Annotated in this window: 17 protein-coding genes; 8 read left to right on the top strand and 9 right to left on the bottom strand. The window is 40.1% G+C overall.

Features of this window, described 5'->3' with window-relative positions; genetic code table 11:
* The first annotated feature begins 32 nt into the window (after positions 1-32).
* From hisH to hisIE, 4 genes are all read left to right on the top strand, one after another.
* Positions 33-653, top strand: coding sequence for an imidazole glycerol phosphate synthase subunit HisH (hisH, locus tag R3X26_RS05685; RefSeq protein ID WP_317716255.1), 621 nt, complete (start codon positions 33-35; stop codon positions 651-653).
* Positions 654-722: 69 nt separating this feature from the next.
* A complete protein-coding gene (gene hisA / locus R3X26_RS05680) occupies positions 723-1460 on the top strand; it encodes a 1-(5-phosphoribosyl)-5-[(5-phosphoribosylamino)methylideneamino]imidazole-4-carboxamide isomerase (RefSeq protein WP_317716254.1) in 738 nt (245 codons plus the stop codon).
* A complete protein-coding gene (gene hisF / locus R3X26_RS05675; RefSeq protein ID WP_317716253.1) occupies positions 1442-2215 on the top strand; it encodes an imidazole glycerol phosphate synthase subunit HisF in 774 nt (257 codons plus the stop codon). Before hisA ends, hisF begins: the two co-directional genes overlap by 19 nt.
* On the top strand, positions 2212-2850 hold the full coding sequence (gene hisIE, locus R3X26_RS05670) for a bifunctional phosphoribosyl-AMP cyclohydrolase/phosphoribosyl-ATP diphosphatase HisIE (RefSeq protein WP_317716252.1): 639 nt from the start codon (positions 2212-2214) through the stop codon (positions 2848-2850). The genes hisF and hisIE overlap by 4 nt, the downstream gene beginning before the upstream one ends.
* Before the next feature lie 144 nt (positions 2851-2994).
* Here hisIE and R3X26_RS05665 read toward each other — a convergent pair whose 3' ends face one another.
* The 4 genes from R3X26_RS05665 to R3X26_RS05650 form a co-directional block, all read right to left on the bottom strand.
* A complete protein-coding gene (locus R3X26_RS05665) occupies positions 2995-3447 on the bottom strand; it encodes a YchJ family protein (protein ID WP_317716251.1) in 453 nt (150 codons plus the stop codon).
* 68 nt (positions 3448-3515) lie between these two features.
* Positions 3516-4733 (bottom strand): EAL and HDOD domain-containing protein, encoded by a 1218-nt coding sequence (locus R3X26_RS05660; RefSeq protein WP_317716250.1) that lies wholly within the window; start codon positions 4731-4733, stop codon positions 3516-3518.
* Between the two features lie 116 nt (positions 4734-4849).
* Positions 4850-5581: a UDP-2,3-diacylglucosamine diphosphatase gene (gene lpxH, locus R3X26_RS05655; protein WP_317716249.1), complete on the bottom strand. Its 732-nt coding sequence runs from the start codon at positions 5579-5581 to the stop codon at positions 4850-4852.
* Positions 5582-5741: 160 nt separating this feature from the next.
* Positions 5742-6239 carry a peptidylprolyl isomerase gene (locus R3X26_RS05650; RefSeq protein ID WP_317716248.1) on the bottom strand — a complete coding sequence of 166 codons (498 nt, stop codon included), beginning with the start codon at positions 6237-6239 and terminating at the stop codon, positions 5742-5744.
* A 170-nt stretch (positions 6240-6409) separates the two neighbouring features.
* On the opposite strand from R3X26_RS05650, the gene cysS reads away from it, so the two are divergent.
* Complete coding sequence (gene cysS, locus R3X26_RS05645) at positions 6410-7792, top strand: cysteine--tRNA ligase (RefSeq protein ID WP_317716247.1); 1383 nt, start codon at positions 6410-6412, stop codon at positions 7790-7792.
* Between the two features lie 233 nt (positions 7793-8025).
* Complete coding sequence (locus R3X26_RS05640) at positions 8026-8604, top strand: thymidine kinase (RefSeq protein ID WP_317716246.1); 579 nt, start codon at positions 8026-8028, stop codon at positions 8602-8604.
* Positions 8605-8805: 201 nt separating this feature from the next.
* On the opposite strand, the gene R3X26_RS05635 is transcribed toward R3X26_RS05640, so the two are convergent.
* The 5 genes from R3X26_RS05635 to cmoA form a co-directional block, all read right to left on the bottom strand.
* On the bottom strand, positions 8806-9762 hold the full coding sequence (locus R3X26_RS05635) for an alpha-L-glutamate ligase-like protein (RefSeq protein ID WP_317716245.1): 957 nt from the start codon (positions 9760-9762) through the stop codon (positions 8806-8808).
* 4 nt (positions 9763-9766) lie between these two features.
* On the bottom strand, positions 9767-11275 hold the full coding sequence (locus R3X26_RS05630) for an inactive transglutaminase family protein (protein ID WP_317716244.1): 1509 nt from the start codon (positions 11273-11275) through the stop codon (positions 9767-9769).
* Positions 11276-11338: 63 nt separating this feature from the next.
* Positions 11339-12187, bottom strand: a complete 849-nt coding sequence (locus R3X26_RS05625) for an ATP-dependent zinc protease (RefSeq protein WP_317716243.1) — start codon at positions 12185-12187, stop codon at positions 11339-11341.
* 185 nt (positions 12188-12372) lie between these two features.
* Positions 12373-13347: a tRNA 5-methoxyuridine(34)/uridine 5-oxyacetic acid(34) synthase CmoB gene (gene cmoB, locus R3X26_RS05620; protein WP_317716242.1), complete on the bottom strand. Its 975-nt coding sequence runs from the start codon at positions 13345-13347 to the stop codon at positions 12373-12375.
* A gap of 119 nt (positions 13348-13466) precedes the next feature.
* Positions 13467-14195: a carboxy-S-adenosyl-L-methionine synthase CmoA gene (cmoA, locus tag R3X26_RS05615; RefSeq protein WP_317716241.1), complete on the bottom strand. Its 729-nt coding sequence runs from the start codon at positions 14193-14195 to the stop codon at positions 13467-13469.
* A gap of 317 nt (positions 14196-14512) precedes the next feature.
* On the opposite strand from cmoA, the gene aspS reads away from it, so the two are divergent.
* Complete coding sequence (gene aspS, locus R3X26_RS05610; protein WP_317716240.1) at positions 14513-16288, top strand: aspartate--tRNA ligase; 1776 nt, start codon at positions 14513-14515, stop codon at positions 16286-16288.
* A 344-nt stretch (positions 16289-16632) separates the two neighbouring features.
* Positions 16633-17319 carry a hypothetical protein gene (locus R3X26_RS05605; RefSeq protein WP_317716239.1) on the top strand — a complete coding sequence of 229 codons (687 nt, stop codon included), beginning with the start codon at positions 16633-16635 and terminating at the stop codon, positions 17317-17319.
* Positions 17320-17326: the final 7 nt, after the last annotated feature.

The following is a 17326-nucleotide window of genomic DNA, read 5'->3' as shown; positions in this document are numbered from 1 at the left end:
TACGGTGCTCAGAATTAGAGAGGGAAGCAACGATGACTCAAAATCAGAAAGTTGTCATTATTGATACTGGTTGTGCCAATGTTTCATCGGTTAAATTTGCCATTGAGCGTTTAGGCTACAAAGTTAGCATTTCTAAAGACCCTGAGGTGGTATTGGCGGCAGATAAGCTGTTTTTACCCGGCGTAGGTACGGCAAGTGAAGCAATGAAGAACCTTGCCGAACGTGATTTGATTGAATTAGTTAAAAAAGTACACAAGCCGCTACTTGGTATCTGTTTAGGTATGCAATTACTCGGTAAACTTTCTTATGAAAAAGGTTCAAATGGTAATGAAGCCGTATCATGTTTAGGTCTGTGCGAAGGTGAAGTCCGTTTAATGGAAACAGGTGATTTACCGTTGCCACATATGGGTTGGAATACGGTTACTGCAAACGAAGGTAACCCATTATTTGCTGGTATTGAAAAAGACGAATACTTTTACTTTGTGCACAGCTATGCGATGCCTGTCGATGCCAATACAATAGCATCGTGCGATTACGGTAACCCTTTTACTGCTGCTGTACAAAACGGCAACTACTACGGTGTTCAGTTCCACCCAGAACGTTCCAGTAAAGCAGGTTCTCGTTTAATTAAGAACTTTTTAGAGCTCGTTTAGGCACAAATTATGGCTCAACTGAGATGACTTGTGTTTCAGTTGACCGCAAAAGAATAAAAGGATTCAGTAGTGATTATTCCAGCACTCGATTTAATTGAAGGCCAAGTGGTTCGCTTATTTCAAGGCGATTATGGCCAAGTTACAGAATATAAAGTTAATCCAGCAGAGCAATTCGACCTTTACCATAAAGCTGGCGCAGATTGGCTGCATTTAGTGGATCTTACCGGTGCTAAAGATATTAAGGCACGTCAACTCGATCTTATTGCTAGCTTGTTAGCGAGTACCCCAGCTAAAGTACAAATTGGTGGTGGAGTAAGAACCGAACAAGACGTTATAGGATTGCTAAATGCCGGTGCAGAACGTGTTGTAGTCGGTTCTACCGCGGTTAAGCAACCTGAATTGGTAAAAGGTTGGATGGAAAAGTATGGTGCAGAAAAAATTGTACTGGCGCTGGATATTAATATTAATGACAAAGGCGAACGAAAAGTAGCCATTTCGGGTTGGCAAGAAGACTCTGGTGTCACAATTGAAGCGTTAATTGAGGATTATCTGACGGTTGGCTTACAACACGTTTTGTGTACTGATATTTCAAGAGATGGAACATTGACCGGTTCCAATGTAGAGCTTTATGTTGACCTTTGTAAGCTGTATCCACAAGTACAATTTCAGTCATCTGGTGGAATTGGTAGCCTAGCGGATATTGAAGCTCTTAAAGGTTGTGGTGTTGCCGGTGTGATTGTTGGCCGCGCGTTGTTAGATGGTAAATTTACCGCAGAGGAGGCTTTCCAATGTTGGCAAAGCGAATAATTCCTTGTCTTGATGTCCGTGATGGTCAAGTAGTTAAAGGTGTTCAATTTCGTAATCACGAAATCATTGGTGATATCGTTCCTCTTGCCCAGCGTTATGCTGAAGAAGGCGCAGACGAATTGGTGTTTTATGATATTACGGCCTCTTCTGATGGCCGAGTGGTGGATAAAAGTTGGGTAGCGAGAGTCGCGGAAGTTATTGATATCCCGTTTTGCGTTGCTGGTGGTATTAAATCGGCACAGGATGCGTCGCGTATTTTGGAGTTTGGGGCAGATAAAGTCTCAATCAACTCACCAGCGTTAGCGAACCCTCAATTGATTACTGATCTGGCCGATAAATTCGGCGTACAGTGTATCGTGGTGGGTATTGACTCTTATTTTGATGCAGAAACTGGTAAGTATCAGGTTTATCAGTTTACCGGTGATGAACAACGTACTAAAGCCACTCAATGGGAAACACGTGATTGGGTACAAGAAGTGCAAAAACGTGGCGCGGGTGAAATAGTGCTCAATATGATGAACCAAGATGGCGTGCGTAATGGTTATGATCTTGAGCAGTTAAATATGGTGCGCGAAGTGTGTCATGTTCCTTTAATTGCTTCTGGAGGAGCAGGCGCTATGGAGCACTTTGCTGAAGCGTATAAAAAGACCAATGTAGACGGTGCGCTTGCGGCATCGGTTTTCCACAAACAAGTCATTAATATTGGCGAACTTAAACAATACTTAAAACAACAAGGAGTGGAAACACGTTTATGAGCACTGCAGTAGAAAATAATAACGTGAGCTTAGTTGATAGAATTGATTGGGATAAAGTAGATGGTTTAATACCTGCCATTGTACAAGACTTTCAATCTAGCCAAGTGCTCATGATGGGCTATATGAACGCCGAGGCGCTTAACAAAACCTTGCAAACTGAGAAGGTAACGTTTTTCTCTCGTACTAAAGCGCGTCTTTGGACCAAAGGTGAAACGTCTGGTAATGTCTTGCAACTAAAAAATATCTCTTTAGATTGCGATAATGACACCTTGTTGGTGCTGGTTAATCCGATTGGGCCAACATGTCACACTGGAACCACAACCTGTTTCGATGGCGATAAGCAAGAAGTATCTCAATTGGTGTGGCTTCACCAACTTGAAACTCTGCTGGCCGAACGAAAAAATGCCGATCCAGATTCCTCTTATACAGCCAGTTTGTACGCCCGTGGTACCAAACGTATTTCGCAGAAAGTGGGCGAAGAAGGGGTTGAAGTTGCGCTTGCGGCAACGTCGGGCGATAAGGCGGAATTAGTCTGTGAATCAGCCGATTTGATCTATCACTTGTTTGTTTTATTGCAAGACCAAGGTTTATCAATGAATGATGTGATTAATAAGCTAAAAGAAAGACATAAGTAAGTTGTTTGTTTTTTGAAGCTAAAATCCCCGCATAAGGCGGGGATTTTTATATCAACCAATAGTTTTTATATCAACCAATAACTTTTACATCTACCAATAAGTACTAAATAACCAAGAAGTAGTAGATAACCAAGGCCGCTAACGCTAAGCGCAACACTTTTTGTATTTTTTGCCGCTACCGCATAAACAAGGATCATTACGACCTATTTTTTGTACTGGAAAGTGGCCATCTAGATAATACCAATGTCCCTTTTCTTTAATAAAGCGGGAACGCTCATGCATATATTGTTCGGAGAGTGCTTCAATATAGTAGGCTTTAAATTCGACAATACCAGTGCTTCCATCAGGTTCAGGCGCTGCAATTATCTCTAAGCGCTGCCAATTGAGTTGAACAGAATCGGTAATACCTTGTCGATCGTTGTGCGCATTGCAACTGGGGTGATATGTATCGACGATAAAATCAATATTCTTTACGATGTGAGCGGAATACCGAGCTCGCATTAATTGCTCTGGCCTAACTGCCATCGCATGATTATCATGCACTTTTTTACAGCAACTATTATAGTTATTATTGCTTCCACAAGGGCATAAGGTCATACAAACATCCTTTTTAGTCGCCATAAATATTTTTGGGTTGGTCATGCTATCTTTAGGTACTGAGCAGTCTAAATATCAGACACGCCAAATAGTTCTTCAGTCCACTCTATTGACTGTTGGTAGTATCCGACCAACTGATCTTCATCTAGGTTCAATTTAGTCTGCAATGTGTGGGCTGTTTCCCAATCGGCTGATTCATAAGCCGTTACCATAGTAAGAATGTCGCCTAACACGCCTTTACGTTCTAGCAGCGCCGATTTAATCGCCTGATCAATTGGAATTGAGTGCACAATCAATTCAAGTGGTTGGTCTAGTAAAGAGTCTAATAACGAAAACATCCCCGTTAAGAAAGCTTGGCTACGTTGGTTTGGACCACAAGCAGTTTGTGATATCAACTCACAAAATCTTGCACGTTGTATTGACAGTGAATAGAGAGATTCAGGTTTGTCTCTATCGCTGGAAGCAACCGCAACAAGAGAAACAAACTTTCTAAGTTTCTGTTCACCTAAGTAAGCCAAAGCTTGGTGAAATGATTGAATAGGTGAAGAGAGCAAAGACGACGAATTAACATAACGCAGTAATTTATAAGAGAGTGTCACATCACCAGTAATAATGTGCTCTACCTCTCGGTAATCCACTTCGTCAGCGGCTATCACTTTACATAATTGCACAATAGTTAAAAAAGATGGCTCGATAGACTTTTTTTGGATTATTTCTGGTTTACTAAAAAAATAGCCTTGAAAATAGTGGAAGCCAGCTTGAACTGCTTTTTGATATTCTTGATGGCTCTCTACTTTTTCGGCTAAAAATTCTATTTTTGAACCTTCTAACTTCTGGATGAATTTTTGAGCTTTTTCAATGGGTACGATTTGAATATCAAACTTAATCAAATGAATATGTGGTAGGAAGCGTCGCCACTCTGGACTAGGTACAAAATCATCTAACGCGATCTTATATCCTTTCTTTTCTAAACAAATAATTGCTTTAAGTAACAGGTCAGTAGGTTGGCAATCTTCTAATATTTCAACAACAATTTTCTCTTTTGGGAACAGGCCAGGAATTTGGTTGATTAAACTGCGATAGGGAAAATTAACAAAGGCTAATTTATCACCAATGACACTGTAATCATCGCCTAAAAATTGGTCCGAGAGTAGGCGATTAGTGGCTTTTTCTGGTTCGATTTCAGGAAAGGTGTTTTTGGGACCGTCTCTAAAAAGAAGTTCGTAAGCAACCGTATTTTTATTTATGTCTAGTATTGGTTGGCGAGCAACGTACGAATATTTCATATAAGCGTTAATTCCAATCTATCAAACTGCGTTAGTAAGATTAAGCAAGATTAGTTATGTTTTGTAATATAACATCATTGAAACTGTTTTTTTCTAAAGTGTTATTATTATTTGTTTTAGTTTGTATAAGTCTCATTTTCGAATGAAAATGATGTTTTATCAAGCTTTAATATTGAACTTTGTGCATACCAGTCACCGAGAACGATTCTGGTGCATCTATTTTGGCCTTCAATATTAAAATGATGAATATTAGGTCGGTGAGTATGACCGTGAATCATTAGATTACACTGATATTGTTCTAGGACTGATTCAACCTCTTGTTGATTCACATCCATTATATCAAGAGATTTCTCTTGCTTGTCTTGACCAATATCAGACTGAACTTTAGAGACAATTTTCTTTTTTATAAATAATGGTAAGCGATTGTAAACCCACTGTAACCAAGGTTGGTGTACTTTTTCTCGGTAGGCTTGGTATTTCACATCATCGGTACAGAGCGTATCACCATGCAAAATAACCGCTTTCTGCCCATATAGATCAATTAAGGTTACATCATCAAGTATTTGCATACCTGTCTCTTGTTCGAAGCGTTTCCCTACTAAGAAATCTCGATTGCCTCTAATGAAATAACAAGGAACACCTGCTTGAGTTAGGGTTTTAAATTCATTTTTGATTGATTGATTAAAATCGCTTCTGTCATCGTCACCTACCCAAAATTCGAATAAATCCCCAAGTACGTATAAAGCGTCAGCGTTGATGGCTTGTGTCGCCATGAATTGTTTAAAGCTCTTAGTAATGTCGGGTCGTGAAGGGGTAAGGTGTAAATCTGATATAAATAAAGTCGTCATAGTAATAAGTTATTAAGAGCGAAATAAGGCATTAACAACGCAATAAGCCACTAATGGTCAGTTTGAGCGGTCAACGGTAGCAACAGGTAGCAGAGAAAATTAACCCACAGTAAGCAAGCTAGATAAATAAGGGAGCTTTAAATCGCTCCCTAACTAACTTTTACTCTTCAGTAATTGTTGTGCTAGTAATGACAACTTCTTCTAGAGGCACATCTTGGTGCATACCCATCGAGCCGGTGCTTACTGCTTTAATTTTGTTTACTATTTCCATACCGTCAACAACATGAGCAAATACACAATAGCCCCAGCCATCCATGCTTTCAGATTTAAAATCTAGGAAAGTATTGTTGTTAACATTGATGAAAAATTGTGAGCTTGCAGAATGAGGTTCCATCGTACGAGCCATCGCTAGTGTGCCGACACTATTGCTTAAGCCATTGTTGGCTTCATTTTTGATTGAGGCGCGAGTGGCTTTCTCTTTTAAGCCAGATGTCATGCCACCACCTTGAATCATAAACCCATCAATTACTCGGTGGAAAAGAGTATTGTCGTAAAAACCATCGCGACAATATTGCAGAAAGTTCGCGCTAGTTTCTGGTGCTTTCTCTTCGTTTAACTGAACTGTAATATCACCGAAATTAGTGTGAAGGATGATCATGGTTTAAACCCTTTTTAGATTGTATTGTTTGCAAGTGTGAATTCTAGCTTATCACAGCCGCTAAGCAAATTATTCTGATTTTATTTGACCGCATAAAAACGGTTACCTATTCAAATCGGAATTGATATACTCACCATCAATTTTATTTTCATAAAGACCAGATAAAGATTATGTTAAAAATATACAACACACTCACGCGTCAAAAAGAAGAATTTAAACCAATCACCGCTGGAAAAATTGGCATGTATGTGTGTGGGGTAACCATTTATGATCTTTGTCATATCGGCCATGGACGTACCTTTGTTTCATTCGATGTGGTTTCTCGTTATCTTCGATTTTTGGGTTACGATCTGAATTTTGTCAGAAATATCACAGATATAGACGATAAAATTATCAAACGTGCCGCTGAAAATGGTGAAAGTTGTGAAGAGTTAACGGAGCGACTGATTGAAGAAATGTATCAAGATTTTGATGCGCTTAATATGAAACGCCCAGACATAGAACCTAGAGCGACACACTTTATCGCTGAAATAATCGATTTAGTTGAGCGATTAATTGAGCGTGGATTTGCTTATGTCGCAAGCAATGGCGATGTGATGTTTGAAGTGAAAAAATTTGAACAATATGGTCAATTGTCAAAACAAGATTTGGACCAACTACAAGCCGGTGCGCGAGTAGATATAGATAGCGCCAAGCGTAGTCCGCTCGATTTTGTGGTATGGAAAATGTCTAAACCAGGCGAGCCTACTTGGTCATCTCCGTGGGGAGACGGTCGTCCAGGGTGGCACATTGAATGTTCGGCGATGAATTCGGCTATATTAGGTAACCATTTTGATATCCATGGTGGTGGTTCAGATCTGCAATTTCCACATCATGAAAATGAAATTGCTCAATCATGTTGTGCGCATGATACAAAGTATGTCAATACTTGGATGCATAGTGGCATGGTGATGATTGACCAAGAGAAAATGTCTAAATCCTTGGGTAACTTTTTTACCATTAGAGACGTGTTGCAACATTACGATGCCGAAACGGTGCGCTATTTCTTAATGTCAGGCCACTATCGCAGTCAACTTAATTACAGCGAAGATAATCTTAATCAAGCACGTTCAGCCTTAGAGCGCTTATACACAGCGTTACGTGGGTTAGATAGAGATGCCGTGCCAGATACCAAAAGTGACTATGTGCGTCGCTTTACCGATGCAATGAATGACGATTTTAATACTCCAGAAGCGTATTCAGTTTTGTTTGATATGGCGCGAGAAGTCAATCGCCTTAAAACAGAAGATTTAGCTGCTGCGTCAAAACTTGGTGCCTTAATGCGTGAACTTGCTGATGTTATCGGGATTCTGTATCAAGACCCGGATACTTTTTTACAAGGCGATTTAAGCAACAATGATGAAGTGTCCGAGATAGAAGCACTAATTAAGTTACGCAACGATTCTCGTGCTTCTAAAGATTGGGCCAACGCTGATTTAGCGCGTAACAAGTTAACTGAAATGGGTATTATCTTAGAAGATGGTCCTGAAGGGACAACGTGGCGCAAAGGTTAATGCGTATTATATAACTTAATAAATAAACCGTTATAGCCGCTATATTGAATTTTATGTTCGATGTGAAAAACCTTAGGATATAACTTTATTACGGGCAGTTGACTGGTAATACGTTTCTCGGTTCGCGTATTAATCACGTTGCTGCCTTTGCTATGTTTTGTGGAGTAACTTTCACAAGATGAAAAACAAGAACCGCAAGTTAATAACCGAAAATCAGTAACCGAGAACAAATCATGGCTCAGATGTACTTCTATTACTCGTCAATGAATGCGGGTAAATCTACTACGCTTCTTCAATCTTCCTTTAACTATCAAGAGCGTGGTATGAATCCGTTGATTTTTACCGCTGCACTCGATGATCGCTATGGAATGGGAAAAGTCAGTTCCAGAATTGGCTTACAATCCGATGCCCAGTTATTCAATGCCACCACCGAAATGTTCCAACAAATAGACCAACTGAATAACCAACAGAAGCTGCATTGCGTTTTGGTTGATGAGTGCCAATTTCTATCTAGACAACAGGTTTACCAGTTAACTGAAGTGGTTGATAAACTGCATATTCCAGTGCTTTGTTATGGTCTGCGTACTGACTTTCAAGGTGAATTATTTGAGGGCAGCAAGTACTTGCTTTCTTGGGCTGATAAGTTGGTAGAACTAAAAACCATTTGTCATTGCGGAAGAAAAGCCAACATGGTTATTCGTACCGATGAAAACGGCAAGCCAATCGCAGAAGGCGATCAGGTTGCTATAGGTGGTAATGATAAATATGTGTCTATGTGCCGAGCGCATTATAAAGAAGCGTTGGGTAAATGAAGATGTCACTATTTGGTGGGGTAAATGGTTCTTTAAATCAAGCCCATGGTTATTTATGGCACTAATTAGTATGAACATAATTCAGACACTAAAACTATTGGTGTCCGAATCATATTTTTAATAAATAATTGCCTTAACTTAACCAGTTAGTTTGTCTAAAACGAGTGTTCTGGGTTGCAAATAATGCTCTGATTGACAACACTATGCACCAAACTGCTTTGCTGCATATGCAACCCTTTCTGCTGGTTTTGGATAATCGTTCTCGTGCTCTAGAGCTTCTATATGGCGAAGTCTTGGTAGTAATCCTTCACCATTGGCAATTTGAATGGCTAAGCCGGGTCTAGCATTCAGCTCCAGTACCATGGGCCCTTCTTCTCTGTCCAAAACCATATCGGTTCCCATGTAGCCAAGTCCGGTCATTTCCCACGCACTCGATGCTAATACCAACAGTTTTTGCCAATGAGGGACTTGAAGTAAAAATAGGTCTTTGCCGGTATCTGGATGTTGTTTGATAGGTTGGTCGAATTGCACTGCGCGAACTGCTTTACCTGTCGCGATATCGATACCAACACCTACCGCACCTTGGTGTAAGTTTGCTTTTCCGTCAGAGGCCGCCGTTGATAAACGCATCATCGCCATAACAGGGTAGCCTTTAAATACGATAATTCTAACGTCAGGCACACCTTCGTAGCTGAACCCTTCAAAACAGTCGTCGAATTTAATTAAGTTCTCTACAACGGCAACATCATTTTTACCGCCTAACGAGAACAGTCCTGCTAGTGTGTTACTAATGTGGCGCTCTACATCTTGTTCGTTACAGGTTGCGCCAGATGGCTTGGTGTAAACACCATCTTTGTGCGACACAATAACTAAGATACCTTTTCCGCCACTGCCTTGAGCGGGCTTAATAACAAAACCCGGCCACTGCTTAACCATGGCATGAACCTTTTTTACTTCAGCTTGTTGTCTTATCACACCAATCAGAGCGGGTGTAGTTGCACCAGCTTTTTCGGCGATTATTTTGGTCTTAAGTTTATCATCGACTAAAGGATACTTGGAACGGTCGTTATATCGTCCGATATAGCTGTGGTTCCTTGTATTCATGCCCATAATGCCTTTGTCTTTAAGTTTTATAGGGGAGGTGAAACTTGCAAACATGTTGTTAATCCTCCGCCAATGGCTTAAAGCGGCGCAATTCTGTTAATCGATACCCTGTGTAATTACCTAGAGCTAAAATAGCCGCTAAAATCAACAGTTGTATGCCAATGAAGTTAAACGTTAGGTGTTGGATGATATCGTTGGTCATGGCCAAATAAACAATAACTGAGGTTAATAATGATCCTCCACCTTGCATAAAGACTTCTTTCGGCCCTTCTTCTTCCCATAAAATGGACATACGTTCGACTGTCCAAGAAAGAATGATCATTGGGAAGAAAGTAATACTGAGTCCTTCTGTTAATCCGATGCGAAAGGCGACCACGGTAAACACAGAGATAATCAGTATTACCGTTATGATCACAGCGGATATTCTTGCCACTAATAATAAATTAAGCTTGGAAAGATAACCGCGTATAATTAACCCTGTTCCGACAATAAGTAAGAAGCCAATGATACCCGTGAGCAGCTGAGTTTGAACAAACGCTACAGCGATTAAAACCGGCATAAAGGTACCAGATGTTTTGAGGCCAATAATGACGCGTAAAAACACCACAATCAACGCGCCAATAGGAATGAGCATGATGGTTTTAAACATGGATTGCTCTTCTAATGGCAGAGTATGGATAGAAAAATTGAGTAGATTATCAGCATTGACCTTGCTATCAGTCGCGGCCGCAGGAGAGATATCTTGCGCTATCATTGAGAAATGTACTTGGCTATTTTTGCCTCCAACCACATCGAGCAGTGACACATTCGATTCGTCCCAAATTAATACGCCATCAGATTTTCCTTGGGTGCCGGAATCTGGGTCGAATAATACCCAAGTTTGGTTGTCCCACACTTGAACCATTTTATTAATATTTTGTCGACGACGGCCATCTTCAAGATAGATTACGCCAACAATTTTGTTGGGGATCTGTGCATAGGAAAGCAGTTTGGATATCATTTTTGTTTTACTTGACTGATCAAGCAGTAATGCTGCATTTTGGCTATCAGCATCGTTCAACCGTTTTATTAATTCTCGAGTAAAAGTAGCGTTATCAGCACTGCGTTGCGAAGCTTGATCAATGAGCGATTTTGCCGCTGCGTCTTGAGGACCATCAAACGTGGGCTGTAAAATCGGTTCGTCAGAAGGTGGTATAGGTTGGACGTCGGCTTGCTCATCGCGCAAAAATTGTGTTTTGTAATAAATAGTCTGTGCGCCACTGGCTTGTCGTATTGACCATTCCGCACGTCGACCAGCATCTGAGTCGACGTATGCAATTCCATACCCCGGTGATGATGCGGATTCATTTATTAATGTATATCCAGATTGTGTATTAGGGGCAGCAAGAGATACTTTGGCTGGTTGATCCATTCCATTGAATTCTATCCGCGCTTCTACTTCCCAAACTTGGCGTTTTTCTCCCGGAGACCAAGGAACACCATAGTTATCATGACGCATGATATTTAACCAAGTTCCGACTGCAACCAATATTGCAATCAGAAAGTAAAAAGGAATTCTTGAGGTCATAGTTGTTTCCTTGGCATCATAGTGGTTTACTTAAGATCATGATTGTTTCCTTGAAGATAATCATTATTCTTTTACAGTTAGTTTTGTCGCTATATTGGCATCATTTATGTTTTCTTTGGTTAGTAGAAATTTTTTACTGACATCGACTAGAGCAATATCTCGAATAAATTCTCTGCCTAGTAAGATAGGTTGGCTCATTTGATCTCTATTCGCCAGTGTAAATTGCGCTTTTTCATGAATATTGCCTATTTTTACCCATAATTCGACTACGGCACGTTTTTCTAACGACTCGGAAGCCAATAAACGAATATTGGCAAACCTTACAATCGGTGCTTCGATGGTGTGTTTTTCGAGCGTAAGTGGCTGAGAAGATATATCTTTAAGCGAATCTGGATCACTAAGATCAAATCGAACCCACTTTTTCCCTTCACGTTCAAAATGTTCAATATTATTAGCATGCAATGATGACGTGGCCGAGCCAGTATCAATTCTTGCAGAGTAGAATGGTTCCATATTGGCCACTTGGATTTTTTCTATTGCGCCAAGTATGAGTTGTTTCGAAGGGGGGGACGACGTTAGATTACGTGATATTTGTGTTGTTTGTTGCGTTGCACTATCCGGTTTAAGAGTATTGATCTGTGCTCTTAATCCATCAGTTTGTAATTTCAACTGGTGTGTTTCTGTTTTTAACGCGGTTGTTTCTTGCGTTAAATCAGAGACTTTATGTTCAAGTCTTTCGATAGAATTAGACTGATTATTCAACAACGTATTTAGATCATTAAGATTATTAACCATCGTTTTTTGTGAGGCTGTGATTGCGGCTAAGGTTTGTTGATTCTGTTTTTCTAATTTGTTTGATACACATCCTGCAAGCAAGGTCGTTGCGATAACAGGGACAATAATACTTCGCATTTTTTACCTTAATTTCATTAGGATAACGGATAATTTGACGCGGAGTGTAGCCCACGTAAAAGAGTGCGAAAAGCACCTTAATGTCAGTATTTGGTTAGTATTTCATATGCAGTCAAAATAATAGCCATCGAATACCAAGATATTCGATGGTTGTTTGTCGCTCATTCTAATGCTTTATAGCTTATCTACTCTGGGTTTTTAGCGACTAAAATTGCTCGTTTTGGTGCGGGGTACCCTTCAACCGTTTTACTTGGGTCATTCGGGTCCAAATAATCGGGTAATGAATTGTGTTTCATCCATCCTGTACTGCGTTGTTCGCCGACTGTTGTGACGTTTTCATCTACAATACGAACTTGGTCAAAACCGCATTTTTCTAACCAAACCTTTAATGCTTTTGCTGAAGGGAAAAAGTATACGTTACGCATTTGTGCGTAGCGGTCTGTTGGAACTAATACCGCATTCTCATCACCATCGATAACTAATGTTTCCAGCACTAGTTCCCCGCCAGCAACCAACTGATTTTTCAATTGCATAATATGGTCTAACGGTGAGCGACGATGATAAAGTACGCCCATACTAAATACCGTATCAAATGCTTTTAGTTCAGGAAGTTGTTCAATTCCAAGCGGTAAGAGATGTACACGTTGGTCATCTCCCATCAGTTTGCGAATTGCTTCGAACTGAATTAAAAAAAGGTGGGAAGGGTCAACGCCCATACATAATCGAGCACCTTCACCGAGCATTCTCCACATATGGTAGCCATTACCACAACCAACATCTAACACCGAGCGGTTGTTAAGTGGTGATATATGTGGCAATACTCGATCCCACTTCCAATCTGAACGCCATTCAGTATCAATATGGATGTCATGAACAGAATATGGCCCTTTACGCCACGGATGAAAGGTTCGTAATAGGTTGTCGAGTTTTTTCTTTTCGCCTTCCGCTAAAGGTTGCAGATTAGATAAAGTAACGGATGACTTTAATTCAATGTTGTCGGGCTTATTATTAGGTAGTTTTTTTAGTGCTTTTAGCCAACGGTCAAAGTCACCGTGATCGGCGGTTTGCCAATCGGTTAATTGTTGCGGAAGAACATTAAGCCATGGTTGCAGTTTTGGTTCTTGGGCAATGAGTTGGTAAACATTTGCAAAATTGAACATTATTTGAGAGATCTTTTATTGTTAAGTGAAGGCAATATATGACTTGTTGCTTTTTCAGTATTGGTCGCCATGTTATATCAAGTAACTAGCCTGTATATAAAGAAAAAGCCAAGAGTTGGTTATTTTATCGCCAACATAGAGCCAAAGTTAAAGCATTGAAACCATACTTCAACAGTAGAAAAACCGATTTCTTTTAGGCGTGTTGTGTGCTGGTCAATCGAGTCTGGAATCAATACGTTTTCTATTGCGCTACGTTTTTGGCTAATTTCTAATTCGCTGTAACCGTTAGCACGCTTAAAATCATGATGTAAATCGATGAGCAATTGATTGGCGTTATGATCTTCAAAAATATACTTTTCAGACAGAATCAAGATACCACCGGGGCGCAAACCGTTATAAATTTTTTCTAACAAGGACAGTCTGTCTTCAGGAGACAAAAATTGTAGAGTGAAATTCAATACCACCATGCTGGCGTTATCGATTGAGATGTCACGAATGTCGGCTTCGATTACTTCAACTGGTGTATCTGAGCGGTAAGCATTGACATGCAGTTTGCATCGTTCAACCATCGCTTTAGAGTTATCGACGGATATTATTTTACAACCTTGGTGGTGAATGTTGCGTCGAATAGACAAGGTCGATGCGCCAAGCGAGCACCCTAAATCATAAACAACGGAGTTAGGTTTCACAAATCGTTCTGCTAGCATGCCAATTGCTGTGATTATATTGCTGTAACCAGGCACAGACCGCTGAATCATATCTGGAAACACTTCGACGACATTTTCATCGAAATTGAAGTTACCGATATTGTCGATAGGGGCTGAGAAAATATTATCTTTATTGCTCATGGTTGCCTGCAATTAAACCTGTAAATTGGGTGGCGTATTTTAAGAGAAAAAATCTATCGTGTCACCTACCATTAAAACAATGGCTCAATACGCCATTTAGCAATGGATAATACAAAGTAAAATATTGATAAAAGTGATGGAAAATAGGGCGAAATTGCTGTTTTTATCATCGAATGGCCGTAACTCGATACAAAATAAAATAAAAAGTCATTGCAAAGGTCGATTTTCACACGCTTTGAGGGTATAAATGTTGGTTGAATTGGCAGTAGTCACTGTCCAAAAATTTAATAACTAATTAAGAGATTGGGAATTTCATTATGCGTACCCAGTATTGTGGTCAACTGAACAAGTCCTTTGTAGGGCAAACTGTAGAACTTTGCGGATGGGTTAACCGTCGTCGTGACTTAGGCGGCCTTATCTTTGTTGATATGCGAGATCGTGAGGGAATTGTTCAGGTAGTGGTCGACCCAGATATGCAAGACGTATTTGAAGTTGCCAACCAATTAAGAAATGAATTTTGTATTAAGTTTACTGGAGAAGTACGCGCTCGTCCTGATAGCCAAGTAAATAAAGATATGGCAACAGGAGAGGTGGAAGTTTTAGCCACTCATCTAGAAATCATTAATCGTTCAGAGGCATTGCCTTTAGATTCCAAGCAAAATAACTCAGAAGAGCAGCGTCTAAAGTATCGCTATCTTGACTTACGCCGCCCAGAAATGAGTGACAAAATTAAACTGCGTGCTAAAGCATCAAGCTTTGTTCGTCGTTTCCTCGATGATAACGAGTTTCTTGATATCGAAACACCAGTATTAACCAAAGCAACACCAGAAGGTGCACGTGATTATTTAGTGCCTAGCCGTGTACATAAAGGCAGTTTTTACGCATTACCGCAGTCGCCTCAGTTGTTTAAACAACTTTTGATGATGTCTGGTTTTGATCGTTATTATCAAATCGTAAAATGCTTTCGTGATGAAGACTTACGCGCTGATCGCCAGCCAGAATTTACCCAAATTGATATAGAAACGTCTTTCTTAACCGCTGACCAAGTCCGTGCTATAACGGAAAAAATGATCCGTGAAATGTGGCTAGAATTGCTTAACGTTGATCTTGGTGACTTCCCAGTGTTGTCATTTGCAGAAGCGATTCGTCGCTATGGTTCAGATAAGCCAGATTTACGTAACCCGCTAGAGTTGGTCGATGTAGCAGATCTAGTTAAAGATGTTGAATTTAAAGTGTTCTCTGGCCCGGCAAATGATGCCAAAGGTCGAGTTGCTGTTCTTTGTGTTCCTGGTGGCGCTTCACTTAGTCGTAAGCAAATTGATGAATACGGTAAGTTTGTCGGTATCTACGGTGCCAAAGGGTTAGCGTGGATGAAAGTTAACGATCGGGATGCAGGTTTAGATGGTATCCAATCGCCAGTAGCTAAATTCCTTTCTGAAGAGGTGATTCAAGGCATTTTACAGCGCACGGCTGCGGAATCTGGCGATATTATTTTGTTTGGTGCTGACAAAGCTAACATTGTTTCAGAAGCAATGGGCGCATTAAGACTGAAAGTAGGTAATGATTTAGAGTTAACCGATAAATCAGCGTGGACTCCGCTTTGGGTAGTGGATTTCCCAATGTTTGAAGAAGACGATGAAGGTAACTTGCATGCGATGCACCACCCATTCACATCCCCATTGGGAATTACTGCGGAAGAATTGAAAGCAAACCCTGCGGCGGCTAATTCAAACGCATACGATATGGTAATCAATGGTTATGAAGTGGGTGGTGGTTCTGTCCGTATTCATAACTCAGAAATGCAAGAAACCGTATTTGATATTTTAGGTATTGATGAAAAAGAGCAACAACTTAAGTTTGGCTTCCTACTTGAAGCCCTTAAGTATGGTACGCCACCTCATGCGGGCTTAGCCTTCGGTTTAGACAGATTAGTGATGTTGCTTTGTGGTACAGATAATATTCGTGATGTTATTGCGTTCCCTAAAACCACCGCAGCAGCGTGTTTATTGACTGATGCTCCGAGTTTAGCTAATCCAGTTGCTTTAGAAGAGCTGTCTATCGCGGTTAAATTGGCAGAGAAAAAAGAGTCGTAATTGATACGAAAGCGCATTGTCGACTAGCAGATATAAGGTTCGACGAATAAGCATCTTGGTGTTGGAATCGTAATTTGTTGGATAATAAAAACCAGTTCATGTTGTGAACTGGTTTTTTTGTCTCTCAGATAATCCGACAGTAAGCATTATTCGACTCAATGTAGGACGTTTTTAGTGTCAATTTTGTGATGCTCTCTGTTTTAAAGTAGCAATAAAGACTTTTGTTTCATAAAGTGTCTGAATACAATGAAATTTGTTGTTACGACCAGTTATTCTTACTGGAATCTCTGCGTGTTTACTTTAGCGTACGGTATATAAAGAGCGAAACAAGGATGATACGGCTTATGCGTTATGTTTTGATAGTATTATTGGCGTGTATATTGACCTCTTGTTCAGCAAAGAATGGTCGCCCTTTTGATATTAGAAATATTGCTAAATCGGATATTGACTTGGTTACCGATATACATATTGAACAGATCAGAAAGCTCACCAGAGATTTGATCATCAAGTTGTATAAAAGGAATCCGAGAGAATTAAAAAAGAGCTCTGGAATGACGGTAGATGCTCGACTTTCCCAATTAATGACGGTTGACCGACCAGTCAACGGATTTATTGAACTCGGTAATATGGATGGAGTAGATGTATTACCGTTGGCTTTTTCTAAGGAGTTTAAAGGCGACAGAGTTTTCGCTTTGATGGCTGGTATTACAGGCATGTTGAGCGCATCGTATAATAATCAGTTAGAATTTTATATTTTAGATGAAATTGATCAGCAAAAATTGTACGCCAGTGCTCGTAATTTAGAGACCATTGCTTGGCAAATCAACAATCAAAAATATGATAATGGCGAATACTTGTTATTTACGAATGGGTTCGATAAAAATGGTGTGCCCAATTACAGCTATGAGCGAGTTTTAAGCCAAATGATTATTGTACAAGATATGATGGCTATTTTAGTTTCCGATAGCACTAACCGAGCGATAAATAAAGTGGTACAAAGTGTCGCGTCGATGACTTTTATTCCCATCTAAAGGCTTA

The organism is Vibrio sp. TH_r3 (genome assembly GCF_033101115.1).
GTDB lineage: Bacteria > Pseudomonadota > Gammaproteobacteria > Enterobacterales > Vibrionaceae > Vibrio.
The sequence above is the reverse complement of the archived record's forward strand: the minus strand, read 5'-3'. Positions and strand labels throughout refer to the sequence as shown.

Bases quoted from the DNA above. Each gene is read 5' to 3' on its own strand.
- R3X26_RS05635 (WP_317716245.1), bottom strand. From the start codon at position 9,762: ATGTTTGCAAGTTTCACCTCCCCTATAAAACTTAAAGACAAAGGCATT.
- R3X26_RS05640 (WP_317716246.1), top strand. From the start codon at position 8,026: ATGGCTCAGATGTACTTCTATTACTCGTCAATGAATGCGGGTAAATCT.
- aspS (WP_317716240.1), top strand. From the start codon at position 14,513: ATGCGTACCCAGTATTGTGGTCAACTGAACAAGTCCTTTGTAGGGCAA.
- R3X26_RS05605 (WP_317716239.1), top strand. From the start codon at position 16,633: ATGCGTTATGTTTTGATAGTATTATTGGCGTGTATATTGACCTCTTGT.
- lpxH (WP_317716249.1), bottom strand. From the start codon at position 5,581: ATGACGACTTTATTTATATCAGATTTACACCTTACCCCTTCACGACCC.
- R3X26_RS05630 (WP_317716244.1), bottom strand. From the start codon at position 11,275: ATGACCTCAAGAATTCCTTTTTACTTTCTGATTGCAATATTGGTTGCA.
- cysS (WP_317716247.1), top strand. From the start codon at position 6,410: ATGTTAAAAATATACAACACACTCACGCGTCAAAAAGAAGAATTTAAA.
- R3X26_RS05665 (WP_317716251.1), bottom strand. From the start codon at position 3,447: ATGACCTTATGCCCTTGTGGAAGCAATAATAACTATAATAGTTGCTGT.
- cmoA (WP_317716241.1), bottom strand. From the start codon at position 14,195: ATGAGCAATAAAGATAATATTTTCTCAGCCCCTATCGACAATATCGGT.
- R3X26_RS05660 (WP_317716250.1), bottom strand. From the start codon at position 4,733: ATGAAATATTCGTACGTTGCTCGCCAACCAATACTAGACATAAATAAA.
- hisF (WP_317716253.1), top strand. From the start codon at position 1,442: ATGTTGGCAAAGCGAATAATTCCTTGTCTTGATGTCCGTGATGGTCAA.
- cmoB (WP_317716242.1), bottom strand. From the start codon at position 13,347: ATGTTCAATTTTGCAAATGTTTACCAACTCATTGCCCAAGAACCAAAA.
- hisH (WP_317716255.1), top strand. From the start codon at position 33: ATGACTCAAAATCAGAAAGTTGTCATTATTGATACTGGTTGTGCCAAT.
- hisIE (WP_317716252.1), top strand. From the start codon at position 2,212: ATGAGCACTGCAGTAGAAAATAATAACGTGAGCTTAGTTGATAGAATT.
- R3X26_RS05625 (WP_317716243.1), bottom strand. From the start codon at position 12,187: ATGCGAAGTATTATTGTCCCTGTTATCGCAACGACCTTGCTTGCAGGA.
- R3X26_RS05650 (WP_317716248.1), bottom strand. From the start codon at position 6,239: ATGATCATCCTTCACACTAATTTCGGTGATATTACAGTTCAGTTAAAC.